The sequence below is a fragment of the Mesorhizobium sp. M7A.F.Ca.CA.004.06.1.1 genome (genome assembly GCF_003999135.1).
GTDB lineage: Bacteria > Pseudomonadota > Alphaproteobacteria > Rhizobiales > Rhizobiaceae > Mesorhizobium.
This window is the reverse complement of sequence record NZ_RZPQ01000035.1, coordinates 1-18,137: the sequence shown is the minus strand read 5'-3', so window position 1 is coordinate 18,137 and position 18,137 is coordinate 1. Positions and strand designations below refer to the sequence as shown.

The window sequence follows — 18,137 nt, the reverse complement described above, 5'->3', positions numbered from 1 at the left end:
CACAGAGCGAGCACAAAAGCTCTGGAGCGAGATCATGCAAAAGAAACTCATTGCCACGCCGGCCCTTGCCGGGCTCGTCGCCCTGCCGATCGCCGGATACGCCACCTTCCATTTGCTGAGGGAACAGCCGCCCAAATTCGGCGGCGACGAGAAGATCACCGAGACGCTGGCCGACAAGCCGGCGACGGTGAAGCCGACGACCGCCGAGCCGAAGCCGGCTCGCGGCGAGTTGGAGAAGGACAAGAAGGCAGACGCGGATGTGGAAAGCCGCGGCGCGACCGATGCGCTTGTGGCGCCGGCCTCGCCGCAGAAATCCGAATCGACCGTTGCTGGCGGCGCGGCACAACAAAATGCGCTGGAGCGCGGTGTGCTGGCCGAGCCTGCGCCACCGGCACCGACAGGTGAATTCGCGCTGGATGGCGCTGCAAGTGTACCCAGCACCTCGCGAGCCCGCATGCCGGCCGAATCCAAGCTGATGGCGCCGCAGCAGCCGTCGATCTTGCCGGCCGACCAGATGCAGCCGCAACCGGAAAACCGCGACCGCATCGAGGATTTCAAGACCAACCCGGTGCATGCGGCACTCGAGGATCCGGTCTCGACCTTCTCGATCGACGTCGACACAGCCTCCTATTCCTTCGTGCGCGGCTCGCTGAAGCAGGGCACCCTGCCGCAGGCCGATACTGTTCGCGTCGAGGAGATGATCAACTACTTCCCCTATGACTGGAAGGGTCCGGAGTCGGCCTCGACACCATTCAACTCGACCGTCAGCGTCATGCCGACGCCGTGGAACACGCAGACCAGGCTGATGCATGTCGCCATCAAGGGTTTTGACGTCAAGCCGACCGAGCAGCCGAAGGCCAATCTGGTCTTCCTGATCGATGTCTCGGGCTCGATGGACGAGCCGGACAAGCTGCCGCTGCTCAAATCGGCATTTCGCCTGCTGGTCAGCCAGCTGAAGGCCGACGACACTATCTCGATCGTGACCTATGCCGGTGACGCCGGCACAGTGCTGGAGCCGACCAAGGCGTCCGAAAAGGACAAGATCCTCAGCGCCATCGACAATCTGACGCCCGGTGGCAGCACGGCCGGCGAGGCGGGCATCAAGGAAGCCTACAGGCTGGCGCAAAAATCCTTCGTCAAGGACGGCGTCAACCGCGTGATGCTTGCTACCGACGGCGACTTCAATGTCGGCCAGACCGATGACGACGACCTCAAGCGGCTGATCGAAAGCGAGCGCAAGACCGGCGTTTTCCTGTCGGTGTTCGGCTTCGGCCGCGGCAATCTGAACGACCAGATGATGCAAACCATTGCCCAGAACGGCAACGGCACCGCCGCCTATATTGATACGCTGGCCGAGGCTGAAAAGGTGCTGGTCGAGGATGCCTCGTCGACGCTGTTCACCATCGCAAAGGACGTGAAGATCCAGGTCGAGTTCAACCCGAACAAGGTCTCGGAATATCGCCTGATCGGCTACGAGACCCGCGCCTTGAACCGCGAGGATTTCAACAATGACCGCGTCGATGCCGGCGATATCGGTTCGGGCCACTCGGTCACCGCGATCTACGAGATCACGCCCAAGGGCAGTGGTGGCGAGCAGATCGACCAACTGCGTTATGGCCAGGCGTCGGTGGACAATGGCGGCGTCGCCAATGCGGACGAATATGCCTTCGTCAAGATCCGCTACAAGCTGCCGAATGAAGACGTCTCGAAGCTGATCACCACGCCGGTGACCTCGGCCAACGAGATCTCGTCCTTCGACCAGGCCAGCACCGACCAGCGCTTCTCCGTCGCGGTCGCCGCCTTCGGCCAGAAGCTGCGCGACGAGGATGCGACCGCGAAGTTCGGTTACGACAAGATCATGGAGATCGCCACTGCCGCTCGAGGGGCCGACCCGTTTGGGTACAGGGCCGAGTTCCTCTCGCTTGTGCGCCTTGCCTCTGCGCTGGGCGGTAACCGGTAAGTGGTGATGACGGCCGGTTTCTTTCAGATGGGATCGTTCTGATACGGGGGAACCGACCGCGGGCGGGTGAGGCAGGCCGGCGAGGGAAACCTTGCCGGCCTTTTTTCGCGGATTTTATGGGTCGTTAAATTGCGCGGCAATTCCGGTACCGGATGGCAACCCCCTCCTTGTTACGCAGGACAGGTGTACTGGGCTTGAGGGAGCCGAAATTGCAGATCAGGACTATCGCCAACTCGATACCCCCGGCGCCAGACGCCTCGGCGGTTTCATCGGCCCCATCATCGGAATCCAGGCGTGACAATGTCGCACAGGCGCGCCACACCGCCCTGTCGGCGCTGACCAACGACCGCTTCCGCATCATGCTGGAACAGATCACCGACCCCAGCGCTTCGGGCGCGCTGATGACGATGCGCGGCGACAATGTGGTCGACTTCAAGTCGGCGCAGTCGAGCTACGCCGACAACAGCGAATAACCGAAATCGATGAGGTCAGGCCCGGCTGCGGCGGCGCTCGCGGCGGGCTTCGCTGGTCTCGGCGGTGTTTTCCGTCGCGACCTGGTTGCGCATCGGACCAATGCGCTCGACGATCGCCGCAACCGTCGGACGATCCGACTTGGTGTGCGCGTCGAGCGCCTTGCGCATGGCGGCAAGGTGCTGGAACGAGGTGCCGCAGCAGCCGCCGATAATCTTGGCGCCGCCATCGACGGCGAGGCGCACATAATCGGCCATCAGTTCGGGCGTGCCGGAATAATGGATTTCGGTGCCGCGGAATTCGGGAATGCCGCAATTACCTTTGACGATCACCGTCGCCTCCGGCTTCGCCTCGGTCATGTCGAGCAGCGAGGCCAGGATGTCGGACGCGCCAACGCCGCAATTGGCGCCAACGCCGAGCGGCGCCTGCGACAGCCCGTCGGTGACGCCGTGGATATCCCTGGGCAGCAGGCCCATCATGGTGCGGCCGGCAGTGTCGAAGGAACCGGTATAGGTGTAGGGCAGGCCGACGCGGATAGCAGCCTCGGCGGCGGCCCGGATCTCGTCTGGAGCCGACATCGTCTCGATCCAGGCGACTTCGGCGCCGCCTTCCTTGAGGCCCTCGATCTGCTCGGCGAAGGCGTCGACTGCCTCGTCATAGGTCATGGCGCCCAGCGGCACCAGCAATTCGCCGGTCGGGCCGACCGAACCGGCGACGATCACCTTGCGGCCGGCCTTGCCGGCGACCGCACGCGCAAGCTCAGCGGCGCGTTTGTTCAACGCGTGCACGCGATCCTGCGCATGGTGCAGCTTCAAGCGGTGACGGGTGCCGCCGAACGAGTTGGTGAGGATGATGTCGGCGCCGGCATCGACGAAATTCTGATGCAGGCTGGTGATGGTGTCGGGCGCCGTCTCGTTGAGCAGCTCTGGCGCCTCGCCCGCCTCCAGCCCCATGGCGAACAGGTTTGTGCCGGTGGCGCCATCGGCCAGCAGCACGCCCTTTTCAGCCAGCAGCTCATCGATCGGGTTCGTGGTCGTCATCGGATTGGCTTTCATGTTTCGAATTCGAATAATGATATAAAGAAGTCTTTATGTGTAGTCAATGATTTTGCCGCGACCGCTCGGCCAGATGGTGCCCTTTCCTCACGATCCGGGGGTGATCTCGACGTGGATCTCGGTGCAGATGCCGCCATTGGTCGGGTGATGGTCGACCGAGCAAGCGGTGACCACCAGCAGGAGGTCCTGTTCGGCGCGCAACGTCACATAGCCGCCCGGCGGGTTGATCGACGCGGAAACCACCAGCCGACCGTCGGGTTCCGGCAAGGAGTTCTGAAAGAGATCGACCGGATCGGGGGCGAAAGGCAGCGATATGCCCTCTGTGGCCAGCGCCTGCATCAGATTGTCCCGGCAGTTCGGATGATTGGGAAATCCGGCGCGCTCATAAAGCGCGCTGTCGCAAGCGGGGTAAAGCATGTCGTGCGGACCCGGCGAGCCATCTTCGACCAGCGTCAGCATCGGCTTGGCGGCGGCACTGAAGAAACTGTCGCCGATTGCGGGAAAAAGCCGCTCGGTGATGTCACGGGTCTGCGAGGTGCTCAGCCAGTCGACCGTCGGGTCGGTGCTGAAAGCCCAGAGATCGGAAACCTGCTGTCCTTTGGGATCGATGATGCGGATGAGGTCGCCTTGTGAGACGCGGATGGCGCGGCCCGACTGGGGTGGAACGACGATGCGGCGCGGATCGGGCATGAGCTGTCCTTCAAAAATGGAAATGGCGTGGCCGGGACGAGGCTCCACCAGAGGACCATGATTGCCAGAGATCAGACCATGATTGCCAGAGATCAGACAGTGCCTGTTGGGAACGACATGCCGGCCAGCCTGTGCGCGAAGCCGGACGCCTCGTGCGCGTTGATGTCGGCGGCGCGGATCAGATTGTCAAAATGCTGGATCAGCGTCTGGATCGGCTGGGTGGCGTTGAGCACCAGATACATGTCGCCGACATAAATGGCGGCGCGATAGGGACCGAAGATGGTGTAGGGGATGGAATAGCGAATCCGCCCGTCATAGAGAAACAGCCGGAAGGTGGGGTAGAGGTCGTCGAGCAGCGTCGCCATGTGCAGCAATTGGGCGCGGCGGTCGGCTTCCGGGAAACGATCCCAGACACCCAGGCCGCGGGCGAAAATCTCCAGCGTATGGCGAGGCATGCAGACTTCCATGTCGGTTTCCGGCCGCCTGTTGTAGTCGATGCGGTATTGCGTTTCGCCGGCCTGGGCGAGGCGGCTCTTGTTGGTGATGCCGGCTTCGTAGTCGACCAATGCTTCGGTGCGCAGAAGGTCGGGAATGCCGGCCGGTACGTAGCGGATCTTGGTGCCGGCCGCCTCGGCATGCCATTTGGCCAGCAGCGTGCGGTCGAAGCCGTCCGGTGCCTCTTCTATCTCCAGGCTCTCGCGGATTTCGCCGGTGAGACCCTCGTCCTGGCTGAGGCCGAGAAGCCAATCGAGCGACACCTTGAACTCGGCGGCGATGTTGAGCAGCGTTTCCGCTCGGGGCAGGCGCGTCGAGGCGCCCGACAGCAGCTGCGACAGCGCCGAACGGTCGATGCCGACCGCGGTCGCGAAGGCCGACTGGTTGAGGTCGGAGCGTGTCAAGAGTGTTTTCAGGCGCTCGCGGAAGATCGTCGACAGGTCGCGCTTGTCCATGTGCGTGCTCCACCTCGATTGAGGAAAAATTTGCGCCGAATCGCTTCCGAGCGCACCTCAGGCGTAAATGAATCCCTAAGCCTGTTTACAATGTGTAACATGTGCGGTCAAAAATGCGCAATCGCAACAGTTTGTGTACTTTGTCTCGTTGAGTGGAATCACTTCTCCTGACACAATGTTGTCAGGAGCCAATTGGGGCTCCGGCGACTGAGGGGCAGTGGTCGATAGCATGACGAGCAAGAGCATCAGGCGACACAGCGCACCGGCCATAGAGTGGCCGACCGTGGTACTCGCCTTCTTCTGCTACGCAACTTGGCTCGCCACCGGTTTCCTGCTCTGGCCATCTTACCCCATACTGGCGCTCGCCCTCCTGGCTTTGACCGCCGCACTGCAATCGTCGATCATGCACGAAGTGCTGCACGGTCATCCGACACGCAACGCGCGGGTCAATGAAGCCTTCGTGTTCCTGCCGATCGGTCTGGTCTGGCCGTTCCGCCGCTTCAAGACCATCCATCTGCGCCACCACGCCGACGAGCGGCTGACCGATCCGCTGGACGATCCGGAAAGCTATTATCAGGCGCTCTGGCAGCACGACGAACTGCCGCCGACGATGAAATTCCTACTCAAGATCAACAACACCATGGCCGGCCGCTTCGTGCTTGGCCCGTGGCTGTCCTGCGTCGGCTTCTTCATCGACGATGCCAAGCACGTGATCGCCGGTGACAAGGCGATCCGCAAGGCCTGGCTGCTGCATGCGATCGGCCTTGCCGTCGTGATGCCGATCGTGCAGTTCGGCTTCGGCATCCCGCTGTGGCTTTACATTCTGGTGCCGGTCTGGCTCGGCCAGTCGCTGATCTCGATCCGTACTTTCGCCGAGCATCAATGGTCGGAACATCCGGAAGGCCGCACGGTGATCGTCGAGCGCTCGCCGCTGTCGTTCCTGTTCCTCAACAACAATTTGCACTTCGTCCATCACAAGACCCCGACCGTGGCCTGGTACAAGCTGCCCAAGCTGTTTCGCGATCGCCGTGAGGAATGGCTGCGGATGAACAATGGCTATGCCTATCCCAACTATTTCGCGCTGATCAAAGCCTATGCGTTCAAGGCGAAGGAGCCGATCGTGCACCCGGTGCTGCGGCGTCAAGCCGAGCCGGGCAGGGCCTTCAAGCCGCGCATCAGGGCGCGCAGCATCAGCGGACTCGGCAGTGCGCCGGTTCCCGCAGAGCCGCCGAAGGAATAATTCCGGTCTACCCGGAATCCGTGTCGGCCAATTCTGATTGGGCGCCGCGTTTTTGCGATCATTTTTCCAGACATGATGATTTGATATCCGGCATGAGTGAATTGGTTGCGGCGTTGCCGATGTATGACTGGCCCGAAATACGCGGCGAGGTCGACGCGCAATGGGCGCTGTTGCGCGACGCGTTTCGGCAAAAGGGTATCGACGCACCGCAAACCATCGTGCGGCGCAATGGAGACCTGCCGCCGGTGCCGGGCGGTATTCGTGATGCTGCCGGTGCATTGATCGCATCCGATCCAGTGACATTGCCGCCGGACGAACTCGATTTTCACAGACTGTGGCTGCACCCGGCGCTGCTGTTCGCGCAGACCTGCTGGGGGCCGATGGAACTCGGCCTGTCCAGGCATGTGCAGGTGGTTGCCCAGCCAAGCTACGACGCCTACGAAGGCGGGCAGGGCGAGCTCTATTCCAGCGCCATCGTCATGCTGGCGGATGGCGCGCCGTCGGTTGCCTCGCCCAATGACGGCAGCCCGCTGATCCCACTCGATCGGATCCGCGGCAAGCGCTTCACCTTCAACAGCCTCGATTCGATGTCGGGGTTCCTCGGTTTGACGCGCGACCTGGAGGCGATGGGCGAGAGCCTTGACCTCTTTGCCTCGCGCAGCGAAAGCGGTGGGCACCGTTCCTCGATCGTCGCAATTGCAGAGGGCAAGGCCGATATAGCGGCCATCGACTGCGAGAGTTGGGCGCTGGCGCAACGCTTCGAGCCGGCGGCGAAAAAGGTGGCGGTCGTTGGCTGGACCGGACGGCGCAAAGGCCTGCCCTACATCACCGCCGCAGGGACACCGGAAAAGACGGTTGGGGCGTTGCGCGAGGCCATTGCCGGGCTAGCCGAGCAGTCTCTTATCCAACGGGTAGGTTGAGAGCTGTTCGTTGCCCGTCTCGGTGATCAGTATCTGTTCCTCGATCTTGACGCCTTCGCGCCCGCCAAGCCTGCCGATATAGCTTTCCACGCACAGCACCATGCCCGGTTCCAGCACGCCGTCCGGAGTGTCCGATGTCCAGTCGCTGGCATGCGGCAAGGTCGGGTATTCATCGGCCAGGCCGACGCCGTGATAGAGCACGCCGTAGCGCGTCGGGAAGCAGTCGCCGGGCGGCACCGCCGAGCGTTCGACGAGGTCGCGAAACGAGATGCCTGGCTGCATCAGTGCCGCGTTGTGCCCGATCTGGTCGGCAGCGATGCGGAACAGGTCGCGCTGTTCGCTGGTCGGCTTTCCATCGCCGCACAGCCATGTGCGCGACAGGTCGGCGCAGAAGCCGTAGGGGCCGATCAGGTCGGTGTCGAAGGCGACGAGATCGCCAGCCTCGATCTTGCGCGACGAGCATTCCTGGAACCACGGATTGGTGCGCGGGCCTGACGTCAGCAGTCGCGTCTCGATCCATTCGCCGCCGCGCGCGATGTTGCCGCGGTGCAGTTCCGCCCACAATTCGTTTTCGGAAATCCCCGGCTTCAGCGCTTGTTCCATCTCGCCCATCGCCGCCTCGCAGGCGACGATCGCGCGGCGCATGGCGAGGATCTCGTCGGGTGATTTGATCAGCCGCGCGTTCTCCATCAACGCTTCGCCATTGCCGATGGAAATGCCGAGGCGAGCCAGCTCCTCGACGCCTTCCGGATTGATATGGTCGACGGCGATGCGGCTGTTGCCGCCGCCATGCTCTTTCACCAGATCGGCTATTCCTGCGGCCCAGCGGCGGACCTTTTGCTCGGTCAACTCACCGCCATAGAGATACATCCACGACACTGCCGGTCGCACTTCGTCGACGACGCCGGAATGATCGGACAAATGCTCGCAGGAGAAATAGTCGAACAGCACCACCGGCCCCTCCGCGGCGACAAAGCAATGCCGCGTCGGGTTGTGCGCCACCCATAGCTGCATGTTGGTGCTGTCTGTGGCGTAGCGGATGTTGACGGGATCGTAGAGCACGGCGCCGGCATAGCCGCGGCGCCTCAGCTCGGCGCGGATGCGCTCCAGCCGGTATTGGCGCATCGCCGCCAGATCGGGCGCGGCAATGCCTGCCGCGGCCCATTCAGCCTCGGCCTGCGCACCGTAGCCCAGCACATGCTGGTTGAGCGAAGCCGCCTTCTGGCGGGAGGCGTCGCGCAAGGCTTCGATCGAATCGGCTTCGAACGGCATGATTTTGCGATGCCGGCCAAAGCTGCCCTTCGGCCCCGCGTTGTCCATGGTCGAAACTCAGGTCCGCATCTTCTCGCCGCTCGGATCGAAGGGCGCTTCGACATTGATGCGGGCCGGGCGCCGGTGACCGAGGATCTCGATCTCGAACAGCCCGGCACTTTCGTCCTCGGCAAGCGCTGCGGGGACGTAGCCCTGCGCCATCGACTTCTGCACATAATGCGCATAGCCGCCCGACGTGACCCAGCCGACCACGCGCCAGTCACCGTCGACGATACCCCGCACGGCGGAAGCGCCTTCGGTAGCCTTGGAGCCACGTATTTCCTTGCCGCCCTCGTCGAAGCGGGGCGCGCCATAGCCATGCGGCTTTTCAACCGTGCCATAGTCCTTGCTGACCTTGGCCCAGATCGGCTCATCGCCCATGACATCGGCGTCGGTGGCATCGACGATGAAGGAGACGCGGCGCAGCTTTGGCCCCTCGGCCTGTTCCTTGGCAGCGGCCTCGCGGCCGATGAAGTCGTTCTTCTCGAGCTTGATGAAGCGGTCCATCGCGCCTTCGAACGGTCCATAGATCGGCCGCAACTCGCGGAACCAGGTCGGAAAATTCTTTTCGAGGCGCATGGAGAGCAGCGCGCGCATGCCGAAATCGACAAGGCCGAATTCCTCGCCGGCGTCCTTGATCGCTTTGTAAACCAGGCGCTCGTAGGCCGGTGCCATCCAGATTTCATAGCCGAGGTCGCCGGTGTAGGTGATGCGGTTGACCATGCAAGGCGCCCCGCCAACCGCCATCTCGCGGAAATCCATGAAGCGGAAGGCTTTTGTCGAGACATCGACATCGACCAATTTCTGCAGCAAGTCACGTGACTTCGGCCCTGCGATCGACAGGCCGACCAGCGTCTGGTCGAAGCGGTGGATGCGCACCGTTCCGTCCTTCGGTAGATGCTTCTCGAACCAGCGCATGTGGTATTGCTCGGCGATGCCGGAGCCGGCGAGGAACCAGCCATCCTCCCCCAGATTGGCCAGCGTGAAGTCGCCGATGAGCCTGCCGTCCTGCTTCAGCATCGGCGCCAGCGTCATGCGGCCGGGTTTCGGCAGTTTGCAGGTAAGCATCCGGTCGAGCCAGGCGGCCGCTCCCTCACCCGTCACCTGGTATTTGGCGAAGCTCGAAATCTCGGACAGGCCGACACTGTCACGTACCGTCGCGACCTCCTTGGCGACCTGCGTGAAGTCGCTCGAGCGGCGCCACGAGAACTCGTCCTTGACGCCTTCCGGCGCGTACCACAGCGGCACTTCCAGCCCATAGGCAACGCCCCATTGCGCACCCCCAGCAGACAGCAGATCATAGATCGGCGTCGTCTTCAGCGGCCGCCCGGCGGGCAGCTCCTCATTGGGGAAGCGGATCGAAAAGCGCCTGGAATAATTCTCGCGCACCTTGGCGTTGGTGTAGGCCATCGTCGCCCAGTCGCCATAGCGCGCGACATCCATCGCCCAGATATCGGCGCCGGGATCGCCCTCGATCATCCAGTTCGACAAAGCAAGGCCGACGCCGCCGCCTTGCGAAAAACCGGCCATGACACCGCAGGCGACCCAGAAGCCCGGCAGGCCGCGCACCGGCCCGACCAGCGGGTTGCCATCAGGGGCGAAAGTGAAGGGGCCGTTGATGATCTGCTTGATGCCGGTGTTCTGGAAGGCGGGGAAATGGCGGAAGCCGACTTCCAGAGACGGCGCGATGCGGTCGATGTCCGGCTCCAGCAATTCATGGCCGAAATTCCATGGCGTCTGGTATTCGGACCACGGCTTGTTGGCCTTCTCATAGGTGCCCATCAGCATGCCGCCGCGCTCCTGGCGCAGGTAAAGCTCGCCGTCGAAATCGACCGCGTGGATGATCTCGGTGCCGGTCTTGGCATTCCAGGCGGCGACCTCAGGCATGTCCTCGGTGATCAGGTACATGTGCTCCATGGCCAGCACCGGCAGTTCGAGACCAACCATGCGGCCGACCTCGCGCGCCCACAGGCCGCCGGCATTGACGACATGCTCGGCCACCACCTCGCCCTTGTTGGTGATGACGCGCCATAGCCCGTCGGGCCGGCGCACGATGTCCTCGACCTTGGTGAAGCGCTCCACTTCCGCCCCAAGTTTCCGCGCGGCCTTGGCATAGGCATGGGTAACGCCTGAGGGATCGAGATGGCCGTCCTCCTTGTTCCTGACGGCGCCGACGAACTGCTTGGGATCGAGCAGCGGCATCAGCTCGGCCGCTTCGTTGGGCGAGATCTCCTCGAGCTCGATGCCGAGATAACGGCCCTTGGCGACGACGCCGCGCAGCCAGTCCAGCCGCGCCTCGGTTGCCGCCAAAAGCACGCCACCGGTCAGATGCACGCCGGTCGCCTGGCCGGAAAGCTCCTCGATCTCCTTGTAGAGGTTGATGGTGTATTTCTGCAGCTTGGCGACGTTGGGGTCGCCATTGATGGTGTGCATGCCCCCGGCCGCGTGCCAGGTCGAGCCGGACGTCAATTCGTCGCGCTCCAGCAGGACAACATCGGTCCAGCCGTGGCGGGCGAGATGGAACAGCACGGAGCACCCGACGACGCCACCGCCAATGACCACGACCTTTGCATGCGATTTCATGAGTTTTGCTCTGTTATCAATGAGTTGGATGGGTGGAATGAATCGACATGGGAGGAGCCAAGCCGGTGTGCGCGCACAATCCTGCAATCATCACGGCTCGCCCTGCCCGATCGCTTCCTTGCGCCTGGCCATGTAAGCCTCCAGCGCCTCGCGCACGGCGATATCCATCACCGGCTCGACATAGTCTTCCAGCGCCTTCTTCCACAGCCGCGTCGCGCGCGCAGTGGCGTCGAGCCCGCCGGCTTCCTGCCACGCTTCGTAATTCTGCCAGTTGGACAGCATCGGCTGATAGAAGGCGGTGGCGTAGCGCTCCAGCGTGTGCGGCTCACCGAAGAAATGGCCGCCGGTCGGCACCGCGCCTAAAGCCTCGACGGCAAGCTCGGCCTCGTTGACCTCGATCGGGCGCAAGAACTCCATCATGTGCTGGATCATCTCGACATCGATGATGAGTTTTTCGAACGACGCCGTCAGCCCGCCCTCCTGCCAGCCGGCGGCGTGGTAGACGAGGTTGCCATGGCCGAGCACCGCACCCCACAGCGCCATCAGCGTCTCATAGGCGCCCTGCGCATCGGCGGCGTTGGAGGCCGAGCCCGGCGTCGTGCGGTAGGGCAGCCCGTAGCGCCGCGCCAGTTGCCCCGAAGCGATGTTGGCCTTGGTGTTCTCAGGCGTGCCGAAGGCCGGCGCGCCCGACTTCATGTCGACATTGGAGGTGAAGGCGCCATACATGACCGGCGCGCCCGGACGGACAAGCTGGGTCAGTACGACGCCGAACAGCGCCTCGGCATTCTGCTGCGCCAGCGCCCCGGCCAGCGTCACCGGGCTCATCGCCCCCATCAGCGTGAACGGCGTCACCGCCACCGACTGGCCGAACTCGGCCATGGTCATCAGGCCCTCGGCCATCATCTCGTCGAAGCGGCGCGGCGAGTTGACCGAGATGATCGTGGTGATGCCGGGATCGTCGCGCATCTGGTCGAGCGTCAGCCCGCGCGAAATCGCCATCATCTCGATGCCGTCAAGCGCCCTGCCCCGGCCGATAGCCGAGACATGGAAACTCTTATCGGTCAGCGTCAGATTGGTGAAGTAGGTGTCGAGATGGCGGGAGTTTGCCGGCAGCTCCACCGGTGCGCAGACCTGGTTGCCGAGCATGTGGATGCAGTTGAAATGCTGCGCCAACCGGGTCAGATCCGAATAGTCGCGCAAATTGCCGGCACGGCGGCCGCGCTCCATATCGTGCACATTCGGCGGCCCGGCAACGAGCGTGAAATTGATGGTGTTGCCGCCCAGATGAACCGCGTTGGCCGGATTGCGCGGCGTCAACACATAGCTGGACTGCGTGGTCTTCAACACGTCTTCGATCAGGCCGCGATCGATGCGGACATTCGCTGAGGCATGATCGACTTCGGCGCCAGCCTTCTCGAACAGCGACAGCGCCCGCGGGCTCATCACCTCGATGCCGAAATTCTCCAATATGTGCATCGACGCCTGATGGATCTGCTCGATCTGGTCGGGCGACAGCATAGCCATTGGCGGATAGGGATTCGTCACCCGCCTGAGCGGCAGTTGCGGGATGGCCGACGGGCCCCTGTTGCTGGTGCGCTCGGCGCCGCGTTTGCGTCTTGGTTCGTTCATGCCCGGCATCAAAGCCCCGGCAAACCGGGCAAGCTGTCGGAAATACGCCGTTTGCGGGCGTGATTTTAGCCACGGCGGCATTTCTGTAATATCTATTTAGAGAAAGCGACGAAATACGTCGGATTACTGACACAAAATCCCCCAAGCGACTGCTCCGACGAAGCGTTAACGAGCGCTGCAAGATTCCCTTTATGATTTCGGCCTATTGCTCTGCCAATGCGTAGCTCGAGTTTTAGTAAAATTGGTGCGGTTTGCGTGCTGCTGGCGCTTTCGGCCTGCGCCACGCCGCCCAGCCACATCAACAATGTCTGTGCCGTCTTCGACCAGAATGACGGCTGGTTCGACAACTGGCAGTCGGCCGCCGAGCGCACACAGCAGAAATACGGCATCCCCGTTCCCGTGCTGATGGCGACGGTCCGCAAGGAATCCGGTTTCAAGAGCAATGCACGGCCGCCACGCACCAAGCTGCTCGGCTTCATTCCGTGGAAGCATGTCTCGTCGGCCACCGGCTTCTCGCAGGCGCTGGACGGCACCTGGTCGCAATATCAGCGCGAGACCGGCAACTGGGCGGCCCGGCGGACGAAATTCGCCGACGCCGTCGACTTTGTCGGCTGGTATCATTCCAAGACCGCAGACACGTATGGCGTTGCCCGCAACGACACCTACAACCTCTATCTCGCCTACTATCTCGGCTGGACCGCCTATGGCCGCGGCAACCGGGGCGATGCCGGCGTCCAGGGCTATGCCCGGGCCACCGACAAGATGGCGCGGGACTATGCGCAGCAACTGAGCGAGTGCGGGAACTGAACTAATTCCGGGCATGAGCATTTCAACCACCCGCTGATGGACGGCATGCCTTGCCGACTAGCGGCAAACGCTCATCGCTTCGTCATCCACGGGCGGAGCAAGGAGCGCAGCGACGCAGCGCAGACCCCTGGAGCTGCTCCGCAGCCCAAGGGATCCATGCCGCGACTTCAAATCGCCGCCGCGGGCAGAAATTGTGCTCCGCTGCGCCCTCGGCTGAGGTCGCGGCATGGATCCCAGGGTCTCCGCGACGGAGCTTCGCTCCTGCTACGCCCTAGGATGACGAAGTTTGGGGAGGCTCCAGCCAATCCCGAATGCCAGCGATGGTCCACCGAGGGAAGACATCTTGCTGCCGACAGATCCCCAACCCTGCCAGATCCTCTGTTCCAGCGCGGCTAGTCGCGAAGCGCATTGACCGTTTCGAGATCGACCATCGGCCCGCCGGGCCGCGACGAAAGCAAGGGAATGCCGTTGCGCTCCCCGCCCGCCTGCGGCGGACGCAGCGAACGGCGAACCAGATCGGAAATGACTTCGCCCACACTGCGATCCTGCTGCCGCGCCATAGCTTTGGCGGCAAGAAGGACATCGTCATCGATTGCAAGTGTCGTTCTCACAATTCGCCCTCCCTCCAAGCATCAAACATCACATGGCGCAGCAAATGAAATTGCGTGATGCAGGTCAGTTCGGTTTCCTGGGCTTGCCCGGCTTTGGAGAACGGCCGGTTTCCGAAACCTCGTCGCGGACCTCGTGACGGCGGGCTTTCGAAACGGCTTCGGCCTCCTCGGCAGCCTGCCCCACCGCATCGGCTGCCGCGCTGCCCGTCTTGCCGCGCGGACGCTTCGGCGGCGTGCCGGCAAAACCGGGGCCGTCGCCGTGCGGCGCGTCATCCGGCACGCCTTCGTGCGCGGCGTGTTCCTTGTCGAACTTGATCACCGGCTCCATCTTGGCCAGCACGTCGTCGGAGAGCCAGCACAGGCTCATATGGCCGCCGCCGAGATGCTTGACCGGGGGCACCTTGGTCTCGCACAGATTGTCCGGCACCAGCTTCTTGTAGCCGCAGCGGGTCTGGAACGGGCAGCCGGACGGCGGATTCATCGCCGACGGGATGTCGCCTTCCAGCACGATGTGCCGCTTGACCACGCTGGTGTCGGCGATCGGAATCGCCGACAGCAGCGCCTCTGTATAGGGGTGATAGGGCGGCGCGAAGATCTGGTCGGTCGTGCCTTGCTCGACGATATAGCCGAGATACATGACGACGACGCGGTCGGCGATGTAGCGCACGACGGACAGATCATGGCTGATGAACAGCATCGTCGTCTTGTTCTTGCGCTGGATGTCCATCAGCAATTCGGTCACCGCCGCCTGCACCGACACGTCGAGCGCCGAGACCGGCTCGTCGGCCACCACCACCTTGGCGTCGCCGGCAAAGGCGCGCGCCACGCCGATGCGCTGCTTCTGGCCGCCCGAAAGCTGGCGCGGCTTGCGGGTCTCGAACGCCCTGGGCAGCTTCACCAGGTCGAGCAGTTCCAGCATGCGCTTGCGGCGATCGGCAACCGTCTTGCCGACATTGAACTTCTCCAGCGTGCGGATGATCTGCGAACCGACCGAATGGCTGGGATTGAGCGTGTCGAACGGGTTCTGGAACACCATCTGGATCGACGACACCGTGTCAACGCTCCGTTTCTCGATGCCCGTCGACTGGATTTCCGTGTTACCCAGCGTCACCGTGCCGGCACTTGCCGTCTCCAGCCCGAGCAGCACCTTGGCCAGCGTCGACTTTCCGCAGCCGGATTCGCCGACGATGGCGACCGTCTCGGATTCGCGCGCCATGAACGAGATCGTCTCATTGGCCTTGACGACGCGGCCCTCGCTCGAGCCGAACACCTCGCTGCCGCCGACCCTGTAGTATTTTCTGAGATCCTCGATCTTGAGCACCGGCGCGCCGGGCACGACGCGCTCATTGACCTTCTTGGCGCCGGGCGGCAGCGCTTCCCAGTCGATCTCGTTGAAACGCACACAGCGCGAGAAATGGCCTTCGTGACCCGCGACCTCGATCATCGGGATTTCGGCGGCGTTGCAGACGCCCTCCACGAAATGGTGGCAGCGCGGGCCGAAATTGCAGCCCTTGGGCCGCTCGTGCGGTAGCGGCAGCTGCCCGGGAATCGAGATCAGCGGCCGTGAATTCTTGTCGGCGCCGGGCAGCGGGATCGAGCGGAACAGCCCTTGCGTATAGGGATGGCGCATCCTGTCGAAGACATCCTTGATCTTGCCGGTCTCCACCGCCTCGCCCGAATACATCACCGTGATGCGGTCGCAGGTTTCGAGGATCAGGCCGAGATTGTGCGACACGAAGATCATCGACGTGCCGAACTTCTCGCCCAGCCCCTTGACCAGGTCGACGATGCCCGCCTCCACCGTCACGTCGAGCGCCGTCGTCGGCTCGTCGAGCAAAAGCAGCGCCGGCTTCGACAGCAGCGCCATGGCGATGACGATGCGCTGTTGCTGGCCGCCCGAAAGCTGGTGCGGATAGGAGCGCATCATACGCTCGGGGTCCGGCAGCTTGACCGAGCGCACCATTTCGAGCGCGCGCTTATAGGCCTCTTCCTTCGACACCTTGTCGTGGATCAGCGGCACTTCCATCAATTGCTGGCCGACCTTCATCGCCGGGTTCAGGCTCGCCATCGGCTCCTGGTAGATCATCGCGATCTTGTTGCCGCGAATGGAGCGCAACTCCTCGTCGGAGAGCTCGCCCATGTCCTTGCCCTGAAACTTGATCTTGCCGCCGACGATTTTTCCGATGTTGGAGAGGTCGCGCATGATGCCGAGCGACACGGTCGACTTGCCGCAGCCGGATTCGCCGACGATGCCCATCGCCTCCCCCGGCATGACGGTGCAGGAAAAATCCATGACGGCCGGGATCTCGCCCTTGCGGGTGAAGAAGGAGATCGACAGGTTCTCGATCTCGATGATCGGCGCGTTGGCCGGCCCATTGGTTGGCGTGGCGGGATTTCGAACTGCCTCGTTCATGGGTCGCTCCAATCCTGGTTCTTTCGGGCCTGTTTCTCTCAGGCGCATCGGGTCGAAACCCGCGAGATCAGTCTTTCATCGATTGTTCGCGCAGCGAGTCGGCGAGCAGGTTCAAGCCCAGCACGAACGACATCAGTGCGATCGTCGGCGGCAACGCTGGGTGGATGAAGGAGCGCAGCAGGCGGCTGGCGTCCTTGATCGCGGTGCCCCAGTCCGGACTTTCCGGCGCCAGGCCAAGGCCGAAATAACCGAGCGTGCCGAGCAGGATGGTGGTGTAGCCGATGCGCAGGCAGGCGTCGACGATCAGTGGCCCGCGCGCATTGGGCAGGATCTCCCACAGCATGATGTACCAGGGCGATTCACCGCGTGTCTGCGCCGCCGCCACATAATCGCGCGTCTTGATGTCCATCACCAGGCCACGCACGATGCGAAACACGCCGGGGCTGGAGGCGAACACCACCGCCACGAAGATGTTGAGCTGGTTGGGGTCGATATGCACGATCTTCAGCGGATCGGCGTCGAAGACCAGGCCGGCATAGATCCAGCCGCCGAGGATCAGGGTGATGCCGAGCAGGATGTATAGCCGGTCGGGCCGGTTCTTGTAGCGGGTCCAGAACAGCACGCTGAAGAAGATGATCGGGAACAGGAAGAACACGCCGGCCATGCCATAGGGGATCGGCGTATCCATGATGCCCGGCGTCACCAAAAGATAGAACAGCAGGATGACCGGGAAGGCCAGCACGAGATTGGCCAGGAACGACAGCACGGTGTCGATCTTGCCGCCGTAATAGCCGGCGGGCAGGCCGAGCGTGATGCCGACCATCAGCGCGAAGCCGGTCGCGGCAGGCGCGATGATCAACACGATCTGGCTGCCATAGACCATGCGCGAAAACACGTCGCGCGCCAGCTTGTCGCCGCCGAACAGATAGGTCAGCCCCGATTTCGGTTCGACGGCGCCCGGCAGCACATCCTTCATGATGGGAATCTGGGCCAGCGGGTCGAAGGGCGAAATGGTCGCGGCGAAGATCGCCGTGAACAGCCAGAACAGGCAGATGCCGACGCCGACGATGCCGACACCGCTGTCGAACAGCTGGCCGTAGAGCGCCAGCTTCTTCTTGTAGGTGAAGCTCGCGCCCATGACGATGACGAGTGCGATCCAGACCGGCCAGAAGCGCGACAGCACTTCGAGAACGATGGTGAAGCCACTGATATATTGAACCGGCATCCGCTTCGCTCCCTACTGAACTCTGATACGCGGATTGAGAAATGCGTAGCCGACATCGGAAATGAGCTGCGTGATCAGGACGATGAACACCGAGACCAGCGAGCAGCCGAGCAAAAGGTCGATGTCGTTGTTGCCGGCCGCCTCGACCAGCGTGTAGCCGAAGCCCTGATAGCGAAACATCACCTCGACGATGACGACGCCGGTGAGCAGCCATGGGAATTGCAGCATGATGACGGTGAACGGTGCGATCAGCGCGTTGCGCAAGGCATGTT

The 18,137-nt window shown here is 62.9% G+C and carries 15 protein-coding genes; 5 read left to right on the top strand and 10 right to left on the bottom strand.

Features of this window, described 5'->3' with window-relative positions; genetic code table 11:
* Both EN906_RS04505 and EN906_RS37190 read left to right on the top strand, forming a co-directional pair.
* Positions 1-1,960: VWA domain-containing protein (locus EN906_RS04505; protein ID WP_245484176.1), on the top strand; the 1,960-nt coding region annotated here is incomplete at its 5' end.
* 209 nt (positions 1,961-2,169) lie between these two features.
* Entirely contained in the window at positions 2,170-2,433 is a 264-nt protein-coding gene (locus EN906_RS37190; RefSeq protein WP_164748997.1) for a hypothetical protein, read from the top strand.
* Positions 2,434-2,448: 15 nt separating this feature from the next.
* On the opposite strand, the gene bmt is transcribed toward EN906_RS37190, so the two are convergent.
* The 3 genes from bmt to EN906_RS04485 form a co-directional block, all read right to left on the bottom strand.
* Positions 2,449-3,471 (bottom strand): betaine--homocysteine S-methyltransferase, encoded by a 1,023-nt coding sequence (bmt, locus tag EN906_RS04495; RefSeq protein WP_164748998.1) that lies wholly within the window; start codon positions 3,469-3,471, stop codon positions 2,449-2,451.
* Positions 3,472-3,573: 102 nt separating this feature from the next.
* Positions 3,574-4,176, bottom strand: coding sequence for an urea carboxylase-associated family protein (locus EN906_RS04490; RefSeq protein ID WP_127267835.1), 603 nt, complete (start codon positions 4,174-4,176; stop codon positions 3,574-3,576).
* A 92-nt stretch (positions 4,177-4,268) separates the two neighbouring features.
* A complete protein-coding gene (locus EN906_RS04485; protein ID WP_127267834.1) occupies positions 4,269-5,126 on the bottom strand; it encodes a helix-turn-helix transcriptional regulator in 858 nt (285 codons plus the stop codon).
* Between the two features lie 229 nt (positions 5,127-5,355).
* On the opposite strand from EN906_RS04485, the gene EN906_RS04480 reads away from it, so the two are divergent.
* Both EN906_RS04480 and EN906_RS04475 read left to right on the top strand, forming a co-directional pair.
* A complete protein-coding gene (locus EN906_RS04480) occupies positions 5,356-6,366 on the top strand; it encodes a fatty acid desaturase (protein ID WP_164748999.1) in 1,011 nt (336 codons plus the stop codon).
* Between the two features lie 92 nt (positions 6,367-6,458).
* Positions 6,459-7,286 carry a PhnD/SsuA/transferrin family substrate-binding protein gene (locus tag EN906_RS04475; RefSeq protein WP_127267833.1) on the top strand — a complete coding sequence of 276 codons (828 nt, stop codon included), beginning with the start codon at positions 6,459-6,461 and terminating at the stop codon, positions 7,284-7,286.
* Here EN906_RS04475 and EN906_RS04470 read toward each other — a convergent pair.
* From EN906_RS04470 to EN906_RS04460, 3 genes are all read right to left on the bottom strand, one after another.
* Complete coding sequence (locus tag EN906_RS04470) at positions 7,251-8,606, bottom strand: Xaa-Pro peptidase family protein (protein ID WP_127267832.1); 1,356 nt, start codon at positions 8,604-8,606, stop codon at positions 7,251-7,253. The genes EN906_RS04475 and EN906_RS04470 overlap by 36 nt on opposite strands.
* 9 nt (positions 8,607-8,615) lie before the next feature.
* The gene (locus EN906_RS04465; protein ID WP_127375078.1) at positions 8,616-11,180 is read right to left on the bottom strand and encodes an FAD-dependent oxidoreductase; all 2,565 of its coding nucleotides are present in this window, start codon (positions 11,178-11,180) and stop codon (positions 8,616-8,618) included.
* Between the two features lie 90 nt (positions 11,181-11,270).
* A complete protein-coding gene (locus tag EN906_RS04460) occupies positions 11,271-12,809 on the bottom strand; it encodes a trimethylamine methyltransferase family protein (protein ID WP_127379331.1) in 1,539 nt (512 codons plus the stop codon).
* Between the two features lie 216 nt (positions 12,810-13,025).
* Between EN906_RS04460 and EN906_RS04455 the strand changes: the two genes are divergently transcribed.
* Positions 13,026-13,616 carry a transglycosylase SLT domain-containing protein gene (locus tag EN906_RS04455; protein ID WP_127270553.1) on the top strand — a complete coding sequence of 197 codons (591 nt, stop codon included), beginning with the start codon at positions 13,026-13,028 and terminating at the stop codon, positions 13,614-13,616.
* Positions 13,617-14,008: 392 nt separating this feature from the next.
* Here the strand turns inward: EN906_RS04455 and EN906_RS04450 are convergent, their stop codons facing one another.
* From EN906_RS04450 to EN906_RS04435, 4 genes are all read right to left on the bottom strand, one after another.
* Entirely contained in the window at positions 14,009-14,227 is a 219-nt protein-coding gene (locus tag EN906_RS04450; RefSeq protein WP_127270554.1) for a CopG family transcriptional regulator, read from the bottom strand.
* Positions 14,228-14,291: 64 nt separating this feature from the next.
* A complete protein-coding gene (locus EN906_RS04445; protein ID WP_127272340.1) occupies positions 14,292-16,640 on the bottom strand; it encodes an ABC transporter ATP-binding protein in 2,349 nt (782 codons plus the stop codon).
* Positions 16,641-16,707: 67 nt separating this feature from the next.
* Positions 16,708-17,865 (bottom strand): ABC transporter permease, encoded by a 1,158-nt coding sequence (locus EN906_RS04440; protein ID WP_127269357.1) that lies wholly within the window; start codon positions 17,863-17,865, stop codon positions 16,708-16,710.
* Positions 17,866-17,877: 12 nt separating this feature from the next.
* Positions 17,878-18,137: ABC transporter permease subunit (locus EN906_RS04435; RefSeq protein WP_127375077.1), on the bottom strand; the 260-nt coding region annotated here is incomplete at its 5' end.

What these genes read in the sequence shown, in the direction of transcription:
- bmt (WP_164748998.1), bottom strand. Translation starts at nt 3,471, where the DNA reads ATGACGACCACGAACCCGATCGATGAGCTGCTGGCTGAAAAGGGCGTG.
- EN906_RS04490 (WP_127267835.1), bottom strand. Translation starts at nt 4,176, where the DNA reads ATGCCCGATCCGCGCCGCATCGTCGTTCCACCCCAGTCGGGCCGCGCC.
- EN906_RS04485 (WP_127267834.1), bottom strand. Translation starts at nt 5,126, where the DNA reads ATGGACAAGCGCGACCTGTCGACGATCTTCCGCGAGCGCCTGAAAACA.
- EN906_RS04480 (WP_164748999.1), top strand. Translation starts at nt 5,356, where the DNA reads ATGACGAGCAAGAGCATCAGGCGACACAGCGCACCGGCCATAGAGTGG.
- EN906_RS04475 (WP_127267833.1), top strand. Translation starts at nt 6,459, where the DNA reads ATGAGTGAATTGGTTGCGGCGTTGCCGATGTATGACTGGCCCGAAATA.
- EN906_RS04470 (WP_127267832.1), bottom strand. Translation starts at nt 8,606, where the DNA reads ATGGACAACGCGGGGCCGAAGGGCAGCTTTGGCCGGCATCGCAAAATC.
- EN906_RS04465 (WP_127375078.1), bottom strand. Translation starts at nt 11,180, where the DNA reads ATGAAATCGCATGCAAAGGTCGTGGTCATTGGCGGTGGCGTCGTCGGG.
- EN906_RS04460 (WP_127379331.1), bottom strand. Translation starts at nt 12,809, where the DNA reads ATGAACGAACCAAGACGCAAACGCGGCGCCGAGCGCACCAGCAACAGG.
- EN906_RS04455 (WP_127270553.1), top strand. Translation starts at nt 13,026, where the DNA reads ATGCGTAGCTCGAGTTTTAGTAAAATTGGTGCGGTTTGCGTGCTGCTG.
- EN906_RS04445 (WP_127272340.1), bottom strand. Translation starts at nt 16,640, where the DNA reads ATGAACGAGGCAGTTCGAAATCCCGCCACGCCAACCAATGGGCCGGCC.
- EN906_RS04440 (WP_127269357.1), bottom strand. Translation starts at nt 17,865, where the DNA reads ATGCCGGTTCAATATATCAGTGGCTTCACCATCGTTCTCGAAGTGCTG.